Source organism: Collinsella sp. AF16-8 (assembly GCF_003462695.1).
In the GTDB taxonomy this organism is placed as follows: Bacteria; Actinomycetota; Coriobacteriia; order Coriobacteriales; family Coriobacteriaceae; genus Collinsella.
The window spans coordinates 97,641-116,091 of sequence record NZ_QRXX01000007.1 but is presented as its reverse complement, the minus strand read 5'-3'; the positions used below and the strand labels follow the sequence as shown (position 1 = coordinate 116,091).

Annotated in this window: 17 protein-coding genes and 2 tRNA genes; 5 read left to right on the top strand and 14 right to left on the bottom strand. The window is 64.9% G+C overall.

Annotated features, from left to right (window positions below; translation table 11 throughout):
• Positions 1–25 precede the first annotated feature (25 nt).
• Genes cobS through cobM form a run of 10 tightly spaced genes read right to left on the bottom strand, consistent with a single transcriptional unit; the run spans position 26 to position 9,845 of the window.
• Positions 26–793 (bottom strand): adenosylcobinamide-GDP ribazoletransferase, encoded by a 768-nt coding sequence (cobS, locus tag DWW73_RS07480; protein WP_158563799.1) that lies wholly within the window; start codon positions 791–793, stop codon positions 26–28.
• Positions 790–1,338, bottom strand: coding sequence for a bifunctional adenosylcobinamide kinase/adenosylcobinamide-phosphate guanylyltransferase (locus tag DWW73_RS07475; protein WP_117779234.1), 549 nt, complete (start codon positions 1,336–1,338; stop codon positions 790–792). The genes cobS and DWW73_RS07475 overlap by 4 nt, the downstream gene beginning before the upstream one ends.
• Positions 1,335–2,477: a nicotinate-nucleotide--dimethylbenzimidazole phosphoribosyltransferase gene (locus DWW73_RS07470; protein WP_117779196.1), complete on the bottom strand. Its 1,143-nt coding sequence runs from the start codon at positions 2,475–2,477 to the stop codon at positions 1,335–1,337. Before DWW73_RS07470 ends, DWW73_RS07475 begins: the two co-directional genes overlap by 4 nt.
• The gene (locus tag DWW73_RS07465; protein ID WP_233509158.1) at positions 2,470–3,852 is read right to left on the bottom strand and encodes a cobyrinate a,c-diamide synthase; all 1,383 of its coding nucleotides are present in this window, start codon (positions 3,850–3,852) and stop codon (positions 2,470–2,472) included. Before DWW73_RS07465 ends, DWW73_RS07470 begins: the two co-directional genes overlap by 8 nt.
• Positions 3,849–5,321, bottom strand: coding sequence for a precorrin-6y C5,15-methyltransferase (decarboxylating) subunit CbiE (gene cbiE, locus DWW73_RS07460; RefSeq protein WP_117779195.1), 1,473 nt, complete (start codon positions 5,319–5,321; stop codon positions 3,849–3,851). Before cbiE ends, DWW73_RS07465 begins: the two co-directional genes overlap by 4 nt.
• The gene (gene cobJ / locus DWW73_RS07455; protein WP_117779194.1) at positions 5,309–6,052 is read right to left on the bottom strand and encodes a precorrin-3B C(17)-methyltransferase; all 744 of its coding nucleotides are present in this window, start codon (positions 6,050–6,052) and stop codon (positions 5,309–5,311) included. Before cobJ ends, cbiE begins: the two co-directional genes overlap by 13 nt.
• Positions 6,052–7,185: a cobalt-precorrin 5A hydrolase gene (locus tag DWW73_RS07450; protein WP_117779193.1), complete on the bottom strand. Its 1,134-nt coding sequence runs from the start codon at positions 7,183–7,185 to the stop codon at positions 6,052–6,054. The genes cobJ and DWW73_RS07450 overlap by 1 nt, the downstream gene beginning before the upstream one ends.
• Complete coding sequence (cobI, locus tag DWW73_RS07445) at positions 7,186–7,851, bottom strand: precorrin-2 C(20)-methyltransferase (protein ID WP_199413486.1); 666 nt, start codon at positions 7,849–7,851, stop codon at positions 7,186–7,188.
• Between the two features lie 16 nt (positions 7,852–7,867).
• Positions 7,868–9,085, bottom strand: coding sequence for a cobalt-precorrin-5B (C(1))-methyltransferase CbiD (gene cbiD, locus DWW73_RS07440; protein ID WP_233509157.1), 1,218 nt, complete (start codon positions 9,083–9,085; stop codon positions 7,868–7,870).
• The gene (cobM, locus tag DWW73_RS07435; protein WP_117779191.1) at positions 9,054–9,845 is read right to left on the bottom strand and encodes a precorrin-4 C(11)-methyltransferase; all 792 of its coding nucleotides are present in this window, start codon (positions 9,843–9,845) and stop codon (positions 9,054–9,056) included. Before cobM ends, cbiD begins: the two co-directional genes overlap by 32 nt.
• A gap of 458 nt (positions 9,846–10,303) precedes the next feature.
• On the opposite strand from cobM, the gene DWW73_RS07430 reads away from it, so the two are divergent.
• The 5 genes from DWW73_RS07430 to DWW73_RS07410 all read left to right on the top strand — a co-directional run bounded on the left by DWW73_RS07430 (position 10,304) and on the right by DWW73_RS07410 (position 15,848).
• Positions 10,304–11,230 (top strand): sirohydrochlorin cobaltochelatase, encoded by a 927-nt coding sequence (locus tag DWW73_RS07430; RefSeq protein WP_117583469.1) that lies wholly within the window; start codon positions 10,304–10,306, stop codon positions 11,228–11,230.
• A gap of 146 nt (positions 11,231–11,376) precedes the next feature.
• The gene (locus DWW73_RS07425) at positions 11,377–11,910 is read left to right on the top strand and encodes a hypothetical protein (protein WP_117716075.1); all 534 of its coding nucleotides are present in this window, start codon (positions 11,377–11,379) and stop codon (positions 11,908–11,910) included.
• Between the two features lie 4 nt (positions 11,911–11,914).
• On the top strand, positions 11,915–13,486 hold the full coding sequence (locus DWW73_RS07420) for an ABC transporter substrate-binding protein (protein WP_147343548.1): 1,572 nt from the start codon (positions 11,915–11,917) through the stop codon (positions 13,484–13,486).
• Between the two features lie 22 nt (positions 13,487–13,508).
• Positions 13,509–14,531 carry an iron ABC transporter permease gene (locus DWW73_RS07415; RefSeq protein WP_117779189.1) on the top strand — a complete coding sequence of 341 codons (1,023 nt, stop codon included), beginning with the start codon at positions 13,509–13,511 and terminating at the stop codon, positions 14,529–14,531.
• Complete coding sequence (locus tag DWW73_RS07410; protein ID WP_117779188.1) at positions 14,532–15,848, top strand: ABC transporter ATP-binding protein; 1,317 nt, start codon at positions 14,532–14,534, stop codon at positions 15,846–15,848.
• A gap of 112 nt (positions 15,849–15,960) precedes the next feature.
• Here the strand turns inward: DWW73_RS07410 and DWW73_RS07405 are convergent, their stop codons facing one another.
• The 4 genes from DWW73_RS07405 to DWW73_RS07390 form a co-directional block, all read right to left on the bottom strand.
• Positions 15,961–16,572: a TetR/AcrR family transcriptional regulator gene (locus DWW73_RS07405; protein WP_158563798.1), complete on the bottom strand. Its 612-nt coding sequence runs from the start codon at positions 16,570–16,572 to the stop codon at positions 15,961–15,963.
• 116 nt (positions 16,573–16,688) lie between these two features.
• Positions 16,689–17,996 carry a lysylphosphatidylglycerol synthase transmembrane domain-containing protein gene (locus tag DWW73_RS07400; protein ID WP_055250433.1) on the bottom strand — a complete coding sequence of 436 codons (1,308 nt, stop codon included), beginning with the start codon at positions 17,994–17,996 and terminating at the stop codon, positions 16,689–16,691.
• Between the two features lie 150 nt (positions 17,997–18,146).
• Positions 18,147–18,223 (bottom strand) — tRNA-Glu (locus DWW73_RS07395).
• Between the two features lie 22 nt (positions 18,224–18,245).
• Positions 18,246–18,322 (bottom strand) — tRNA-Glu (locus tag DWW73_RS07390).
• Between the last annotated feature and the right edge of the window lie 129 nt (positions 18,323–18,451).

The window sequence follows — 18,451 nt, the reverse complement described above, 5'->3', positions numbered from 1 at the left end:
GAATGCGCGCCACCTACCACGAGCATCATAGGAGCATGCCCCCCACCACCAGCATGGCAAGCATCGCGAGCTCGGCCCATTGCAGAAACCATCCGGCCAAATCCCCCGTCACCCCGCCGAAGCGGGACAGGGCAACATGGCGGTACCACGCGAGCACCAAAAGCCCCGCCACCGCCATAAGGGCGCCGACGGCCTGAGCGCACGCGACCATCCCTGCAGCCGAAGCCGCTGCGAAAGCGCAAAGCGGCACGACGATCGCCGCGCGCTTCTTCGCAGGCGAGAGCCCCGCGGCCATGCCGTCCGCCCGCGCGGCAGGCCAGTATTCAACGGCGAGCCCCGAAAGCGAGCGGGAGAACACGAGCGAGCACAGAAGCGCGAGGAACGCCCCCGCCGTAAGCGGCAGCGCGGTGAACAGGGAAAACTGCAGAATAAGGTACACAACAACACCGATGACCCCGAAGGCGCCCGCCCGCGGGTCGTGCATGATCTCGAGCTTTCGCTCGCGCGGGGCCCAACTTGCAAGCGCATCGGAGGTGTCGCAGAGCCCGTCTAGGTGGATGCCTCCCGTCACCGCCACAGGCAGCGCCACGAGCACGGCCGCGACGATGGTCGCGGGCACGCCGAGCAGGTTCGCCACGTACCCCCACGCCGTCATGAGGAAGCCTTCCGCAAGGCCCACCAGGGGAAACACGGCAAGCGCATGGGTTGACCCGAAATCGGTCCAGGCCGATTTCGGGACGGGGATGCGCGAGAACGTTCCGAACGCCGCGCCGATTGCCTCTACTATCTTCACCTTGTAGGTCCTTCGCCTTTCATACACACGGGAATCCCGCATACCACTTCGACTGCGCGATCGGCCAGCGCCGCCACACCCGCGTTCACGCGCGCGAGCGCGCGCCTCCATGCCTCGGTCCCTTCATCGTAGCGCATCCCATCGGCGAACACGTCGACGGTGACCACCACCGTATACGCAGCGGCCTGAGCGAGCCGTTCAATGCCTCCGAGCACCTCGCGCGCCGCAGCGTCGGGGTCACGTGGGGACAAGCCGCCTTCCGCGAAAAGCTCGTTCGCAACCAGGTTGCCCACGTCCTCCAAAAGAAGCGTGCAGCCGCGCGGAAGCCCGGGCACTGCGGCGCCCACGTCACGCGTGCACTCGAGGGTGGAAAACCCCTTGCCCTCGCGCAGCGCCCGATGGCGCGCGATGCGGCGGGCGCCCTCTTCCCCGAAGGGCTCCATCGTTGCCAGGTACACGCGGGGGCCGTCGTGCCCGAGGCAAAGGGACTCGGCGTAGGCGCTCTTGCCGCTCGCGGCGGCGCCGATGACGAGCGTCACCGTCATTTCCCGGCCTCGAAATGCTCGTAAGCAGCCATGCCAGTCGCCGTGAACGTCTTCCCATCCCGGTATACGCGCAGCGCCGAATCCAGAAGGGGCAGATACGCCATGGCGCCCGCGCCCTCGCCCAAGTGCATACCTGCGTCAAGGGGTGCCTTTATGCCGAGCTCGCGAAGGAGCTCCTGGCTTGCGGGTTCACTTGATGCGTGGGTGCCCAGGAGGTAGCCCAAGGCGTTGGGGCACAGGCGCGCCGCGCACAGAGCCGCCGTGCAGGATATGACCCCGTCGAGGAGCGCCGGCGCCTTCGAGGCCGCGGCCCCCAGGTAGAAGCCGCACATCGCCGCGATGTCGAAGCCGCCCACCTTCGAGAGCACGTCGATCGGGTCGGCGGGATCGGGCGAGTTCGCGTCGATAGCGCGCTCGACCACGTCGCGCTTGCGCGCGAGCGAGGCGTCCGAGAGCCCCGCGCCGCGCCCGACGAGGCTCCGCGCGTCCGCCCGGATGAGCACTGCGGCCACCGCCGCCGAGGTGGTCGTGTTGCCGATGCCCATCTCGCCCGCGGCGAGAAGGCGCACGCCGGCGCGGGCAAGCCCGCACGCGACGGCGATTCCGACCTCGATCGCGCGCACGGCCCCATCTCGAGACATAGCGGAGCCGTGCGCGATGTTGCCACTCCCCCGCCGCACGTTCGCGCGCACCATGCGCGCGTCTTCTATGCCCCGGGCCATACCCACGTCGACGGGCACGACCTCGGCACCCGCGAACGCCGCCATGCGGCAGGCGCTCGTGGCCCCCTCGCACATGTTGCGCGCGACGGCTCGCGTCACGTCTTGCCCGCTTTGCGACACGCCTTCGGCAACGACCCCGTTGTCGGAGAAGAATACCGCGAGCGCACGGGGAAACTCGGCCACCTCGGCGCTCCCCTGAGCTGCGGCGATACACGCGACGGCGTCTTCAAAGTCGCCCAATCCCCCCAAGGGATGCGCGATGGAGTCCCACGCGGCGTACGCGGCGGCGCGGGCGCACTCGTCTGCGGGCTCGATCCGAGAGAGCATGGCTTCGAGCACGGCGCCCGGCGCCGACGAGAACGCGCGCTCGACTTCCTCGCGGATGCAGGCAAGCTCGGTTTCGGTTGCTTCAGCCATGCCGTCTCCTCTCTGCAAACGACGCTGCGGCAGACGCGAACGCGCGCGCAACGTCGGGGTTCGCAGGATAATACACATGCGGGAAGCCCGCAACCAGGGACGGGGTGGTCGACATGCACGGCCAGCCCTTGTCGCGCCGGGGCTTCTGCGCCCAGAAGTCGCCGCCCGGGCAGGTGGACTGCCAGTAGTGGAACTCGTGCGCGCGGATGCGTGTGCCGCGCGGCCCGTAGAGCCCGTCGCGTTGGGAAGTAAGCTCCACGTACCCGAAATGGGACAGCCTTCCCCCATTCTCGCTTGCGCCGTCAAGGGCGCCCGCAACAGGCCAGCGCCGCCCCTCACTATCGGCGATTTCGCGCTGCAGGTACAGAAACCCACCGCATTCGGCGACCGTCGGCATGCCGGAATCCACCGCGCGCAACACCGCCTCGCGCATCGGCGCGTTCTCGGAGAGCTGCCGCGCATGGAGCTCCGGGTAGCCGCCCCCCAGATAGAGGGCGCTTTCCCCCCGGGGCAACTCGCTATCACACAGGGGGCTGAAAAAGGCCAGCTCGCAACCCAGGTCCTCGAGCGCGCGCAGGTTCTCCTCGTAGTAGAACGAGAACGCCTCGTCACGCGCGACGGCGACGATGGGCCGCGTTCCCGCGATCGACTCCAACCGGTAAGGTTCCTCGCGGATATCGGGTGCCGTCGCCGCCATTTCGAGCAAGCGGTCGACGTCGACGCTCTTTTCCACCAGCTCGGCCATCTTGTCGAGGCGCGCGGAGAGCTGCTCGACCTCGTCGGCGGTCACAAGCCCCAGATGCCGGCTTTCGAGCGAGAACGCCTCGTCGGCGGGGATATTCCCCAAAACCGCGACGCCCGTGTGCTTCTCGATCGCAGGCGCCGCGTAGGCGCAGGCAGCGGCGCTCGTCTTGTTCAGCACGACGCCGCGCACGTTCGCACAAGGCAGGAACTCGGCGATGCCGCGGATTACGGCGGCGAGCGATAAAGACGCCCCGCGCCCGTTCACCACTAAAACGACCGGCGTTTCCGTGTCGCGCGCAACCTGGTAGCTGCTCGCTTCGGCCACGCCGGGCGCCATGCCGTCGTAGAAGCCCATGGCCCCCTCGAGCACCGCGACATCCGCGCCCGCGGCGCCGCGTGCGAGCAGGGCGCGCAGCGTCGGGGCGTCAGCGAAGAAGCCGTCTAAGTTGCCCGAGCGCGCACCCACGACGCGGCGGTGAAAGAGCGGGTCAATGTAGTCGGGACCGCATTTAAAGGCCGCGCATGCAAGGCCGCGACGCGCGAGCGCGCGCAGGAGCGCGCACGTGACAACCGTCTTGCCGCTCCCGCTCGAAGGCGCAGCGACCATGAAGCGCGGGATGGACGTGCTCACCGGGCACCGCCTTCCCCACCTGCGGCGTTGCAGTTAGCAAGCGAGACCACCTCAACGGATGGTTTCCCCTCGGCAGAGGGGTCCTCCCCGACAGGCGACTCAACAAGCGCCCCGACATCGGCAAGCTCCTCGGCATCCGCGCCCGCACCACGCGCGCTGACGAGGAACACGGGGTTTTGCGCCTTCATAAGATGGTGCGAGCCTACAGCCTCGGCGCGGGCGGCCGACACCTGGCACGCCTCGAACCCCTTAAAGCGCGAACCCGAGAGGAGCGCGCACGCCTCGGTGAGCGTCTCAACGGTGACGCATGGCACGCACAGGCGAACCTGCGAGTTCTTCTCGAGCGCCGTCTCCACGATGGAGGGAAGCTCACCCGCGCTCCCGCCGACGAACACGGCGTCGGGGACGGGCAGTTTCGCGAGCGCTTCGGGGGCGACACCGGGGACCGCATGCACGTTGCCGCACCCGAATGCATCCGCGTTCTCTCGGATGAGCCGCACGCCGGCCGCGTTGCGCTCGACCGCCCATACCGACCCCGCTCGCGCGACGAGCGCCGCCTCGATCGACACGCTCCCCGTGCCGGCGCCGACATCCCACACGGTGTCGGTCGCGGTAAGGCGCAGCTTCGCGAGCGCGACGGCGCGCACCTCCTGCTTGGTCATGGGAACGTCGCCGCGGATGAAGAGCTCGTCGGGAATGCCCGAGGAAGCGTACGGCCAGCGGGGGCTCGCGGCGCGGGATGCGCCCGCAGAGTCCGCCGCGGAAGAAGCCGCCGCGGGCGCAGACGCGCCGGCCGACGCCTCGGAGGCTGCGCTAGAGCCCGCAGGCGACCCGGCGCCGCCTGCGAACTCGATAAGCATAACGTTCAAGTCGTCGAACTTCTGACCTGCGATTTCACTTGCGGTCGCGCAGGTGATGCGCTCGTCGGGGTACGACAGGCGCTCGGCCACCGTCACGCGCGCGTCCCCGAAGCCCGCCTTCACAAGCTCGCCCGAAAGCCGCGAGGGGTCTTCCCCGCCCGACGTGGCGAGGAAGAGCTCACCTGCGCGCTCGGCCTCGGCCACGATGTCGCACGCCACGCCGTGAGCGCTCGCGAAGCGCCAATCCTGCCATGGACGCGCGAGGCGCGCGGCGAGATACGACGCTGAGCTTATGCCGGGAATGACGCGCACGTCCACCTGCGCGTCGCCGGAGAGCGCCTCCACCAGGCGGCGCGCGCCGCTGAACAGCCCCACATCGCCCGTCATCACGACCACGGCGCGCTGCCACGACGCCGCATCGGTGAGCGCGGCGACGATGTCCGCCGTCTTCACGAGCTCGCATCTCACCACGTCGGGCGGCACGTCGATGCCGACAAGCGCGCGATGAGCGCCGATGACCACGTCGGCGATGTCGATCGCGTCGAGCGCCGCGCGCGAGAGCAAGTCGGGGTTTCCGGGCCCCGCCCCGATGATCGCTACCTTTCGCATGGAATCTCCCGATACCCGCGCGGCGTGACCATACGGCCGCCTACGCGCTTCGTGCCCGCGTTGCCGACGAACACGGTGGTGAACATGTCGGCGTCGAACTCCCCCAGCTCGGAGAGCCTGCACATGCCCGACTGCTGCCCCTCGCGCCCGATGTTGCGCACCCAACCGCAGAGCGTGTCGGGGGCCTTCCATTCGAGCATAATCTTCGCCGCGCGCGAGAGCCTGTCGGCGCGCTTTCTGCTGCGCGGGTTGTACAAGCAGATGCAGAAGTCGGCGCTCGCCACGGCGGCGAGTCTGCGCTCGATGACCTCCCACGGCGTGAGCAGGTCGGAGAGCGACACGACCGCGAAGTCGTGGGCAAGCGGGGCGCCGAGCACCGCCGACCCGCTCTGAGCCGCGGTGGCCCCGGCGATAACTTCCACGTCTACATCGGGGTAGTCCTCAGCAAGCTCCAGCACGGGGCTCGCCATGCCGTACACACCCGCGTCACCGCTGCACACGAGCGCCACGGCTTCTCCGCTCTGCGCGCGCGAAAGCGCCAGGCGGCACCGTTCGACCTCGTGCATCATCGGCGTCGCGAGATGCGCCACGTCGGGCACGGCGGCGAGCGCGAGCTCCACGTATTTCGTGTACCCCACAACGATGTCGGCCGCCTCGAGCGCGCGCCGAGCCGCAATCGTCATGCCGTCGGGGCCGCCCGGGCCGATCCCCACCACGAAGAGCTTTCCCATCACCGCTCCTTAAACGAAAGTTCGATAGTTACCTTGGATAACGCGACGGTCACGCCGCCGTGAGCGAGCTTCGGGAAGATAAGTTTGCCCCCGCCCGCGAGCGCCGCGCGCTCGCACACGTTGTCGACCCCCACCGTCGCGCGCACGAAATCAGATGACGAAACGCTGCCTTCGACCTGCGACAACTCCTCTGCGGAATACGTCGCAAGCGGTATATTGCGCGCGCGGCAGAAGGCGAGCAGACCCTCCTCGTGCGCCTTCACGTCGATCGTCGCCGCCTCGCGCACGGCCGAAGGCAAGATGCCCGCCTGCCCGCACGCGAGAAGAAACGCCTCCCCGATCGCTTCGGCGCACGCACCGCGACGGCACCCTATGCCCGCAACGATGCAGGGCACGACAAGGCGAAGCGGCTCGGGCACAGGCGCCTGCGCCCGCACGCCCGCCGGCTTCCCCGTCTCACCGGCGGGCACGACCTCGCCCGTTGTCTCCGCCGCGCGAACGGACGCACCCGCATTCGCGCCAGCGAACGGCGACACGACGATATCGGCCCGAGCGCGGTCGGACGCAATGTCAACCCCCTCAGGCGGCTGTCCCGAAATCGGCATGTCGGAATAGAGCGCCACGCGCCCGCCCGAAAGCAGCCGCGCCGACACTCGCTTGATAGCCTCGGGATTCGAAACGGCGAGCCCCGCACAGCGAGCCCACGTATCCACCGCCCACACGCCGCGGACGTCGGTCGCCGTGGTGATGACGGGGGTGGCCCCTGCCGCGCGTGCCACAATTTGCGCAAACTCGTTCGCACCGCCCAAATGCCCCGACAAAAGCGAGACGGCAAAGCGCCCCGCCTCGTCGATCGCCACAACCGCGGAATCGCTTGCCTTCGAGGCGACATGCGGCGCGATCGCCCGCACGGCGATGCCCGCCGCGCCCACGAACAGGAGCGCGTCCGACGCTTCCCACGCGAGCGCCGTCCATGCGCGCAGGTCGGCCTTCCCCTCGCCGAACCCGCGCGAAACGGAAACGTCCCAGCCAGGGTCATCTTCACCTGTCTGCGCGCAATCGGAAAGCGCGCGTGCGGTGCGCTCCGCCAACGCATATCCCCTCTCAGTGAACGCTATGCAGGAAACCCTCATCTAGCGCACCACCATCGTCGAGAAGTAGCTGCCCCGATCGGGCACATCGTCGACCGAGCGGTACACGCGCTCGCCCGGAAGCCCACAGTCCTCTACGAGCTCGGCACCGTCGAAGGCGCCCTCCTCGCGAAGGATGCACTTCGTGTCCGCAAGCGAGCGGCGCGCCTTCATGACCACCTTCGCCCCCGGCCAGCCGATTGCGCGGCGCACGTCGTCGTAGCCGCCGGGCACGATGTGCAGAGGCGACGACATCTCGGGCGTGAGGTCGCGCTCGAGCGCCGCGGCGACCGCGCAGAAGCTCGGCACGCCGGGAATGGCGCGCGCCTCGAACCCGCGGGCGCGCACGTCGGGCGCTATGCGCTGGAAGGTGGCGTAGATGCTCGGGTCCCCCAGGTTCAGCAGCGCGACGTCGCGGACCGCATCCAGGTGCGCGACAAGCTCGCGAACAAGCGAGGCATGCTCGGCCGCGCGGCGCTCGACGTCGCGCGTCATCAAGAATCGCACGGGGATCACCGTCTTGCCTGTAAGGTCGACGGCGCCGCGCACGATGTCGAGCGCGACCATGACCCCGTCCGCCGTCTGCGGTGCGGCGATGACCGGACACGATTCGATTGTGCGGACGGCCTTGATCGTGAGCAGCTCGGGGTCGCCAGGCCCCGTGCCCACCCCGTACAGCACGCCTTTACTCATACGTAGCCCCCAATTCCCCGATAACTGCATCGGCGCCCGACGTGCGGAAAAGCTCTTGGCGCTCGGCGTCGAACACGACCGCGGCGATGTCGCATGCGCCCGCCGCGCGGCGGCGCAACCTGTCATCGATTGCCGCAGCGAGCGAGGCGCGCGCAGCGTCCCCCACGCCGGCGGCCTCGATTACCTCGAGCGCCGCCGTGGTCGTGACCGACGACATGATCTCGCGCACGGTCTTCGCGCCAGCGCCGGCCAAGGCCGCGTGGGCGGCCAGAATCTCCGCGCGGCAGTCGGCGGTACGCGAATGGGTGTCCATGATGCCGCCCGCAACCTTCACCAGCTTGCCGATGTGCCCCACAAGAAGGACATTGGTAAATCCCTCGCGAACGCAGCAATCAATCGCATCGCCCACGAAGTTGGAGATGAAGACCACCGGCGCACCGTTTAGGTGGAAATGCCCCGAGATGAACTGCCCGCCGTAGTTGCCGGGCGTGAGCACGACTCCGCGCCGCCCCATAGCCGCATGCTGCCGGATCTCGAGCTCGATGCTGTCGCGCAAGGCAGCAAGGCTGCGCGGCTCGACGATGCCCGTCGTGCCCAGGATGGAAATGCCGTCCTCTATCCCCAGGTGCGGGTTGAAGGTCTTTTCGGCAAGGGCAACACCCTCGGGTACCGAAATCGTCACAGCAATATTTCCAGAAAAGCCGTGCGCGGCACACACCTCGCGCACCGCCGAAGTGATCATCGCGCGCGGCGTCGCGTTGATGGCGGCCGCCCCCACCGGCTGCTCGAGCCCGGGCAACGTCACGCGCCCCACGCCCACGCCGCCATCGACGGAAACTTCCGATTCGCGCGCGGGCACGCCCTTGCTGCCCGCAGTGCCCGTGCCCGACCCCGCATGTTCCACGCGCGCGTACACGAGCACGCCGTCGGTCACATCGGCATCGTCGCCTGCGTCCTTTCGCACGGCGCACTGGGCGCACCCCTCGCCGATGCATGCGTCGACCACGTTCGCCTCGACGGGCAGCCCGCCGGGGGTGACGATCGACACGCGGCCGACGGGCTTTCGTGACAAGAGCATCTCGCAGGCCGCCTTCGCCGCGAGCGCGGCGCAGCTCCCCGTGGTGTAGCCGCAGCGCAGGCGGGTCGTCCCGGTATATATGTAGTGCTCGAAGGCCATGCTAGCTGCTCGCCTTCCGATACCCTGTGGCAAACGAAGGGTCGTAAAGCTTGCTGCGCTCGTACGACTCCGCTTGCGCGCCGTCGTGCGCAAGCCCGCCGCGAGCTCCGAGCACGCGGCCCACCACCACGAGCGCCGTGCGGTCGATGCCCTCTCGCGCGCCCGCATCGGCGAGCGTGCCCACTGTGCAGCGCACCACGCGCTCCTCAGGCCAGGTCGCCTTGTACACGAGCGCCGCCGGCTCGTCGGAGCTGCGGCCCGCGCCCAAAAGCTCGGCGGAAAGCTCGGCGAGCATACCCGAGCTCAGGAAGATGACCATAGTCGAGCCGCTTTCCGCCATGGTGCGCATGCCCTCGCCCGCGGGCATGGGGGTACGTCCGGAAAGCCGCGTGATCACGACCGACTGGCTGATTCCCGGCAGCGTGTATTCCTGGCGAAGCGCCGCCGCGGCACCGCAAAAGCTCGAGACGCCGGGCACCACCTCGTAGTCCACGCCGCGCGCGTCGAGCGCGTCCATCTGCTCCTGGATGGCGCCGTACAGGCACGGGTCGCCCGTGTGCAGGCGCACCACTTCCTCGCCCCGCGCATCTGCCGCGCACATCACGCCGAGCACTTCCTCCAAGGTCATGTGCGCGCTGTCGTAGACGACGCAGGATTCCTTGCACTCGGCGAGCAGCTCGGGATTCACAAGGCTTCCCGCCCAAACGACCACGTCGGCCGCGCGCAGAAGGCGCGCCCCGCGCAGCGTGATAAGGTCGGCGGCGCCCGAGCCTGCGCCAACGATATGAATCATCCGAGCCTTCCCTTCCCGTTTCTCATCGCAACCGTTTACGCCGCCATTCGCGCAGCGGGCAAAACACGGCGCCTGCGGCAGCAATCGGCGCAAATACGCAGGCAGGAGGCGCAATGCCGCCCGCGCTGGCTTTGACACGTTCACAAGTGCCCACTATCATAGTAAAAGTTTCGGCAACGAGCATATGACAATCGGATAAAAGGAAATGACCGGCGCGGCGCCTGCACAGCCCGCGCTGGCTTGCGGAGGGAACCAGGTGGGAATCCTGGGCAAGGGACATTACTGTATAGGACGCGCGGGCGAACCGCCTCGCGCCCCAAGCCAGACTGCTTCGCCTTTTCCTCACGGCATCGCCGTGGCGTTAGCTCCTTGTGAACCCCGAGGGGTGCGCTTTTCTTTCGCTTGTGCCGACAAGCAACTGTCGCCGGGGGACCGGCAAACCGAGGAAAGGAAAAACCATGTCCGACCAGATGTCACGCCGCGGCTTCATGGGCGCCGCAGCAACCGGAGCCGTCGCGCTCGCCGGAGTCGCGCTCGCGGGCTGCTCCAACACCTCCGCGAGTTCCGAGAAATCTAGTGAAAAGGAGAAGGCCGCGAAGCCGGTCATCCTCGTCACGAGCTTCGGCACGAGCTACAACGACTCGCGCCACATCACCATCGGCGCCATCGAAGACGCTATCCGCGAGAAGTACTGGCAGGACTACGACATCCGCCGCGCCTTCACCGCGCAGATCATCATCGACAAACTGAAGAAGCGCGACGGCATCACGATCGACAACATGACCGAGGCGCTCGACCGCTGCGTGGAAGACGGCGTGAAGGAAATCGTCGTGCAGCCGACGCATCTCATGGCTGGCCTGGAATACGCCGACGTGAAAGACGAGCTCGACAAGTACGCCGACAAGTTCGACAAGATCTCGCTCGGCGACCCGCTGCTCACCTCCGACGACGACTACAAAAAGGTGGCCGCAGCCATTAAGGAGAACATGGCGTCCTTCGACGACGGCGAGACGGCGCTGTGCCTCATGGGCCACGGCACCGAAGCCGATTCCAACGCCGACTATGCCAAGATGCAGGAAGTGTTCAAGAACGAGGGTTTGACGCAGTTCTTCGTCGGCACCGTCGAGGCTGAACCGACCTGCGAGGATGTTATCGCCGCCGCGAGCGCCGCAGGCTACAAGAAGGCCGTGCTCGCGCCGTTCATGGTGGTCGCGGGCGACCACGCGAACAACGACATGGCAGACGAGACCGACCCCGACAGCTGGGCTGCGAAGTTCGTGGCCGCCGGCTTCGAAGTGACGTGCCTGCTCCAGGGTCTGGGACAGAACGTCGCGGTCGACGACATCTACGTCTCGCACGTGGACGACGCCATCGCCAAGCTGTAAACTCGCCGCGCACGGGGGCGCCGGTCGCGTCCCCGTGCAACGGGCATGCGCCTTTCCCCGACTGACGACGCATGCCCGTTGCATTCGCATCCCGACCGCCCACCGCACGGCACGGGCGGTCGAAGCGATTGAAAGGAACCCCCTCCATGTTGAAGAAAACCCTCGTCTTCGCCCTGTCGGCGGCGCTTTGCGCGTTCTCGCTCGCCGGCTGCGCCGGAAATTCAATCGACAGCGCAAAGGCAAGCGATGCCGATTCCCAGGAAAAGACCGAACAGGCGGCCGATGCGCCCGCGGGCGCAAGCGCTGCCCCCATCACCGCCGACAAGGTGGCCGACGGCACCTATCCAATCACCGTAGATTCCAGCTCGAACATGTTCAGGATCGTGGACGCCCAGCTCATCGTGGAAAACGGCTCCATGCACTGCGTGATGACGCTTTCCGGCACGGGCTACGGCAAGCTCTTCATGGGCACGGGCGACGAGGCTGCCGCCGCAAGCGAGGCCGACTTCATCCCCTATGTGGAAAACGCGGAAGGCAAGTACACCTACGACGTGCCCGTTGATGCGCTCGACGAGGACACCGCCTGTGCCGCGTGGAGTATTAGAAAAGAGCAGTGGTACGACCGCACACTTGTGTTCGAATCCGCCGGCGTCGATCTGCGCGCCGACGCACTGAAGTAACGCCATGCGGTCGATTCTTCCCAAGGGGGAAAACAGGAAGCTCCACAGCATCGCGGCGCGCGCGATCGCCTGCGTTCTCGTCGCCCTGCTCACGCTTCCCTTCGCGGGGTGCAGTGCGAGCCCGAACGCGACCGGTGGCACGGCGGGCTCTCAGGAATACACGGTGAGCGTCTCGCTTTCCGGCGGGTCAGGGCGCGCAAGCATCGCCTCACCCACCACAATTGTGAAGGATGGCGACACCTACACCGCGACCATCACCTGGTCGAGTTCGAACTACGACAAGATGACCGTCGACGGCGTGGACTACGCGCCCGTAAACGACGGCGGCAACTCCACGTTCGAGATACCCGTCACGCTCGACGAGGACATCGCCGTGTCGGCCGAGACCGTCGCCATGTCGACGCCGCACACCATCGACTACACGCTCCACTTCGACTCATCCACCATGAAGGAGAAATCGGGCGACGATGCAAGCGGCGGCTCCCCTGCGGGAACGGCTTCAAGCGCCGCGGCCGACTTCCACAACGCCGATTTGGGCTGCGGCTGGGAGCCGACGGGAGCGCTTCAGCTTGAATACGCCGAGCACTTCACTGTCGACGAGTTCGAAGGCGGCCTGCGGCTTATCTGCATTTCGAACGGGGAGCGCTTCCTTGTGGTGCCGCAAGATGCGAAGGTACCTGATGGGTTAAGCTCCGACATCGCGGTCATAAGGCGCCCCGCCAACAAGGTGTACCTCGTGTCGTCGGCGACGATGTGCCTAGTCGACGCGCTCGATGCGAACGACAATATCATCATGTCGGGCACGAAGGCCGACGACTGCTCGGTCGTGGGCTTCAAAAGCGCACTCGAAAGTGGGGCGATCGCCTACGGCGGCAAGTACAGCGCGCCCGACTACGAGCGAATATCGGCCTCGGGCTGTACGCTCGCCATCGAGAACACCATGATCAACCACACGCCCGATGTGAAGGAAAAGCTGCAGAAGCTCGGGCTCGTCGTGCTCACCGAACAGTCGTCGAGCGAGCCCGAAGCACTCGGGCGCGTCGAGTGGATTAAGCTTTTCGGCGTCCTGTTCGACAAGGAAGACGAGGCCGCGCACCTGTTCAACGAGCAGAAGGCCCGCGTCGAGCAAACGTCGGGGCTCGCGTCGTCAGGTAAAACCGTGGCGTATTTCTACATTAACTCGAACGGGGCCGCCGTCACGCGGCGGGCGGGCGACTACGTGGCGCAGATGATCGAGCTTGCAGGCGGCAGCTATGCGCTCGATGACGCGCAGACGGCGTCGACGTCAGGTTCGTCAGTAACGCTCGAAATGGAGCGCTTCTACGCGACGGCGAAGGATGCCGACATCATCGTCTACAACGGCACCATCGACGAATCGGTTGCCACCTTGAACGACTTCGTAGGCAAAAACGCGCTATTGTCGCAGTTCAAAGCCGTGAAGAACGGCAACGTCTGGGTCACAAGCGCCGACATGTACCAGCAGATGACTTCTACCGCCGACATTATCGACGAGCTGCACGGGGCGTTCACCGGCGATGACGCGAGCGACTTCCATTATCTGAGGAAGCTCGGTTAGCGCCATGAGAAGCCGGCTTTCCATGGCATACGACGAATCGGGGCGCGCCGCGCGGTGTCGCGTCGTGACGGCGCTGCTCGCTGTTGCCCTCATCGTGCTCGTCGGGGCCAACCTGTGCATCGGGAGCGTGCTCGTGCCCGCAGACCACATCCCCGGCATCCTTTCGGGCGGCGCGGCCAATTCCATGGAAAGCCAGGTCATCTGGGAGATTCGCCTGCCGCGCGTGCTTTCAGCCGTGCTTCTCGGCGGGGCACTTTCGCTTTCCGGGTTCCTGCTGCAGACGTTTTTCAACAACCCCATCGCCGACCCGTTCATCTTGGGCGTCTCCTCGGGCGCAAAGTTCGTCGTCGCGCTTACGATGATCGTACTTCTGGGCGCAAACCAGGCCATGTCCTCGCCGGCCATGGTGGCCGCAGCGTTTCTGGGCTCGCTTATCACCATCGGTTTCGTGCTCCTCATTGCACGGCGCATAAGTTCCATGGCCATGCTCATCGTGGCGGGCGTCATGGTGGGATACATCTGCTCGGCGGCGACGAACTTCCTCATCGCCTTCGCCGACGACCAGTCCATCGTGAACCTGCACAACTGGTCTTTGGGTAGCTTCTCGGGTTCGAGCTGGGACGACGTCGCGGTCATCACGGTCGTGGTGATCACCGTGAGCGCATGCGTATTCGCGATATCGAAGCCCCTTTCCGCCTTCCAGCTGGGAGAAGCCTACGCGAAAAGCGTCGGCGTGAACGTCGCACGCTTCCGCGTGGCGCTCGTCCTTCTAGCGAGCATGCTCTCCGCCTGCGTGACCGCGTTCGCTGGTCCGGTGTCGTTCGTAGGCATCGCGGTTCCGCATCTCGTGAAGTCGGCGCTAAAGTCGTCGAAGCCCATCCGCGTGATTCCTGCGTGCTTCTTGGGAGGCGCCATCTTCTGCGCGGGCTGCGATTTGATCGCGCGCACGCTGTTCTCTCCCGTCGAGCTTTCCATCAGCGCCGTCACCGCCATCTTCGGCGCTCCGGTGGTTATCGCGCTCATGTTGAAGAAGCGGGTGAGGTAGATGGGGGAATTCGTGCCGCGGCCCAAAACGCTCGGAGGGGACATTCCATGCTTAGACAGTCCTGAGCTCGCACGAAAGCGCCAGAAGGCACTTTCGGCTCGTGCGGAACTGCGCGCGGAACGCCTCCTCCGAGCGGAGCCGAACCTCGAAACTACGGTCGAAACGCAGGCTGACGGAGCGCCGCTTTTCCACATAAGCGACCTGTCGGCGGGCTACGACAAGAAGGTCGTAGTCGAAGGCGTCGATCTGGAGGTTCGCGCGGGCGACGTCGTGGCGCTCATCGGGCCGAACGGCTCGGGCAAGTCGACCATCTTGAAAACCATCACACGCCATCTGGCACCGCTTGCCGGCGCGGTCGAGCTCGACGGGCGGGAGATTTCCCGATGGAAGACGGCGGAGTTTGCAAGGAACCTTGCCGTTATGCTGACAGATCGCCCCCGGACCGAGCTCCTCACCTGCCGCGATGTCGTAGAGGCGGGAAGGCACCCCTACACCGGGCGAATGGGCACACTCTCGCCCGACGACCATAGTCGGGTCGACGAGGCCATGAAAACCGCACATGTGGAAGAGCTCGCCGAGCGCGACTTCATGCAGATAAGCGACGGGCAACGCCAGCGCGTCATGCTCGCACGCGCCATCGCGCAGGATCCGCGTGTGCTCGTGCTCGACGAGCCCACGTCGTATCTCGATATCCGCTACCAGATCGACCTGCTGCGAATACTTCGCCACCTTGCGAAATCGCGGAATGTGGCTGTCATCATGTCCATCCACGAACTCGAGCTCGCGCAGAAAAGCGCCGACAAGGTGATTTGCGTGAAGGACGGCCGGGTCTTCCGCGCCGGCGCACCCGAGGACATATTCACGCGCGAGACAATTGGCGAGCTCTACGGCCTTCAACATGGCACCTTCAACGAGCGCTTCGGCAGCATGGAAATTGGGCGCCCACACGGCGATGCGCACACGTTCGTCATCGCCGGCGCAGGTACGGGGTCGGCTGTGTTTCGCCAGCTCATTCGGCAGGGCAAGGCGTTCTACGCGGGCGTTCTGCACGAAGGGGACATCGACTGCGAGCTCGCGCGCGACCTGGCGACGGAATGCGTGGCCGAGCGCGCCTTCGAGCCGATCGGGGATAAAACCATAGCCCGCGCCAAAGAGCTCATCGTCCACTGCGCGCGCCTTATTGTGTGCCCCGCCGCCTTCGGCACCATAAACGCCCGCAACGCAGAGCTCGTCGAGTTCGCACGCTCGCATGGTATCGAGGTCATGCGAGCGTGCGAAGGCGCATCGGAGGATTCCCAATTGGAGTGGGAAGGATAAACTGGACTTTCATTTAAGGATCCTCAGGCAACAGCTCCTACGCCGGCGAGGTCTCCAAGGCGCCGGAGAACCTCGTGAACAGGAATTTCCACGCCGACGAGCCCAACTAGACCTAATCCAAGCGAGATTCCAAACTCGAAAGACCGCTCAACGTCAGATTATTAGCAACCTCCGAGACACGCTCGATAGGAACCGAACCGTCAGACAGCGCCCACGTGCGATAGATACCGATAATACCGGACAGCAAAAACGCCAGATAGTAATCGAACATCTCGTCCTTGAGACCTTGGGGCAGCAGATCGCGCTCGGCAATCTCGTGTTCGAGCGGCGCACGAAGACGAGCCATAAAATCATCGAGCGGAATGTTCTCGATCAGCTGACGATTGAGCACCAGGTTGTTGCACAGCGCCTCGTTAACGGTTTTAAAGAAGGTCGCCGCCGCGCCCAGGGCGCGCTCGTTGGTGTCGCCGTCAATGGAGGCAAGCGTTTTCTCGACCGAGTCGACAATCATCTCCACCACATCGACGGCAATGGCATCGAGCAAGCCATCAACCGTACCAAAGTGCACGTAGAAGGTTTTACGGTCGACATTGGCCTCGCGCGCGATGGCACTCACCGTAATGTCTGCCAGCGGCTTTTCCATGAGCAAGCGCTCAAAAGCGGAAAGGATGGCATTGCGGCTGCGAACGATACGGCGATCAATACGCGGTTTACTGGTGGCCATGGGTGTGTCCCTTCGATATGCGAGCATTCATCAACAGATGAGAGATAATCTACGTAAGAGGATTATCCCCCATACAGCTCAAATATGCCCCGCATCATGAAGAACGCACGACTGCCCTACCGCGACTTAGGGTGCTTCTTCTTATTGAGCGCCGACGGAGATACGCGGATACCGTCGCCCGTCTGGCGCACATAGGCTTTATGAGCCGGCTTAGCGGTCCCAGAAGCCTTCTGAGCGTGCTTCCTGGGATCAACGGTAACAGCATTCGTGGGGTGCGGCTTAGTGGGCGCAGAGGGCGTCTGAGGCTCGCGGCCGAGCTTGCGCATCACGCGATCCCAGCGCGCATGGATGCTCTCGTTGTGGGCGCTCTTAAGGCCCAGCAGGGGCGCAGCCAAAATGGTCGGCGCGATAAACGTAATGAGACGCCACAGCAGATAGCCGGCGGTCGAAGCCGACCCAAAGAAATGACCCAAGAACAAAGCAAAGCCGCCCTCAGCGCCACCAGTTCCACCGGGCAAGGGAACCGCAGAGCTCAGCAGCTGGACAAAGGCGCTCGCGGCCATGACCGAGAAAAAGTCGACCTCGTGGTGGCCAAAGGCGAGCATCAGAAAATACGGCACCAGATAGAAAAACGCGAGCTGCAGCATGGTGATAAACACGGTGAGCAGCATGGAAGAAAAATGTCCGGCCGAAAGCTTGAACTTCTCGGAGAAGGAGTAGATCTCGCCATCGACAAACGAGCGCCATCCATCGATCTTAGTGGCCGAGACACCTATGCGCTCGAGCCAATTGATGATGCAGTGCGCGACGCGCGTGACGGTCTTAGGCATGAGCGCGACGGCGAAGATGCCGAGCAGGATGCAGCAGTGACCGCCAAAACTAAAGACGCACAGCAGCGTCATGTCGCCATAGCGCTCGGCAAAAAACGGCATGCGAGCAAGCAATAGGATAGCGCCCCAGGCAACGAGGCCAAACTGATACACAATAAATCGGGTGAACTGCGTGGCACCCGCTTCGCCCACGTTTTGGCCCGCTTTGGTCAGGCGGTAGATCTGGGCAGGCGTAGAGCCCATCATCATGGGCGTCAGGTTGCCAAAGAAGATGCCACTCGCCTCGACCGAGATCAGGTCGCGAATGCCGACGGGTGAATTGGGGTCGAGCCAGACGGCGATCGCATAGGCCACAATGCCAAAGAACAGATACATAAACATGCAAAGACACGCGACAACGAGCCAGGGCGCCTGGACGCTCGACATAGCAGCCCAGAACTGCCCCATCTGCCCGGTTACCACCAGATAGACGATATAACCCACCAGCACAACGCCGATAAAGATTGCGCCGCGGCGTGCGCTCTTATTGTCATCGCCGCCCGAGGCCTCAACCTCGACCTGGGGCTTGGACGTATGCTGAGAGGACTCCGTCATGAGACTCCTTCTAACAGTCAAAATATCTTGGTTATTGTACCCGTAAGGGCCATAAGCAGAACGCAAAGCTCTTGTTCAAACGGGAATGACAGACAGTTGTTTGATAATAAAAAACCCGGCCTTCCGTGGAAAGACCGGGTATCAGATGCGTGGTAGCCCGTACCAGATTCGAACTGGTGATCTCCGCCTTGAGAGGGCGGCGTCCTAAACCGCTAGACGAACGGGCCATAGGCCTCGGCAGAAAAGAAGTGGTAGCCCGTACCAGATTCGAACTGGTGATCTCCGCCTTGAGAGGGCGGCGTCCTAAACCGCTAGACGAACGGGCCACATGACATCTGCACTGCCGTGCTGCGAGGAAATATATTACGGGACAAAAAACGCAAGCGCAAGAAGAAATTCCAAATTGCCGAAATTTTGTCGCGAGGTTATGGAACGCGCAGGTCAACAAGGTAGCT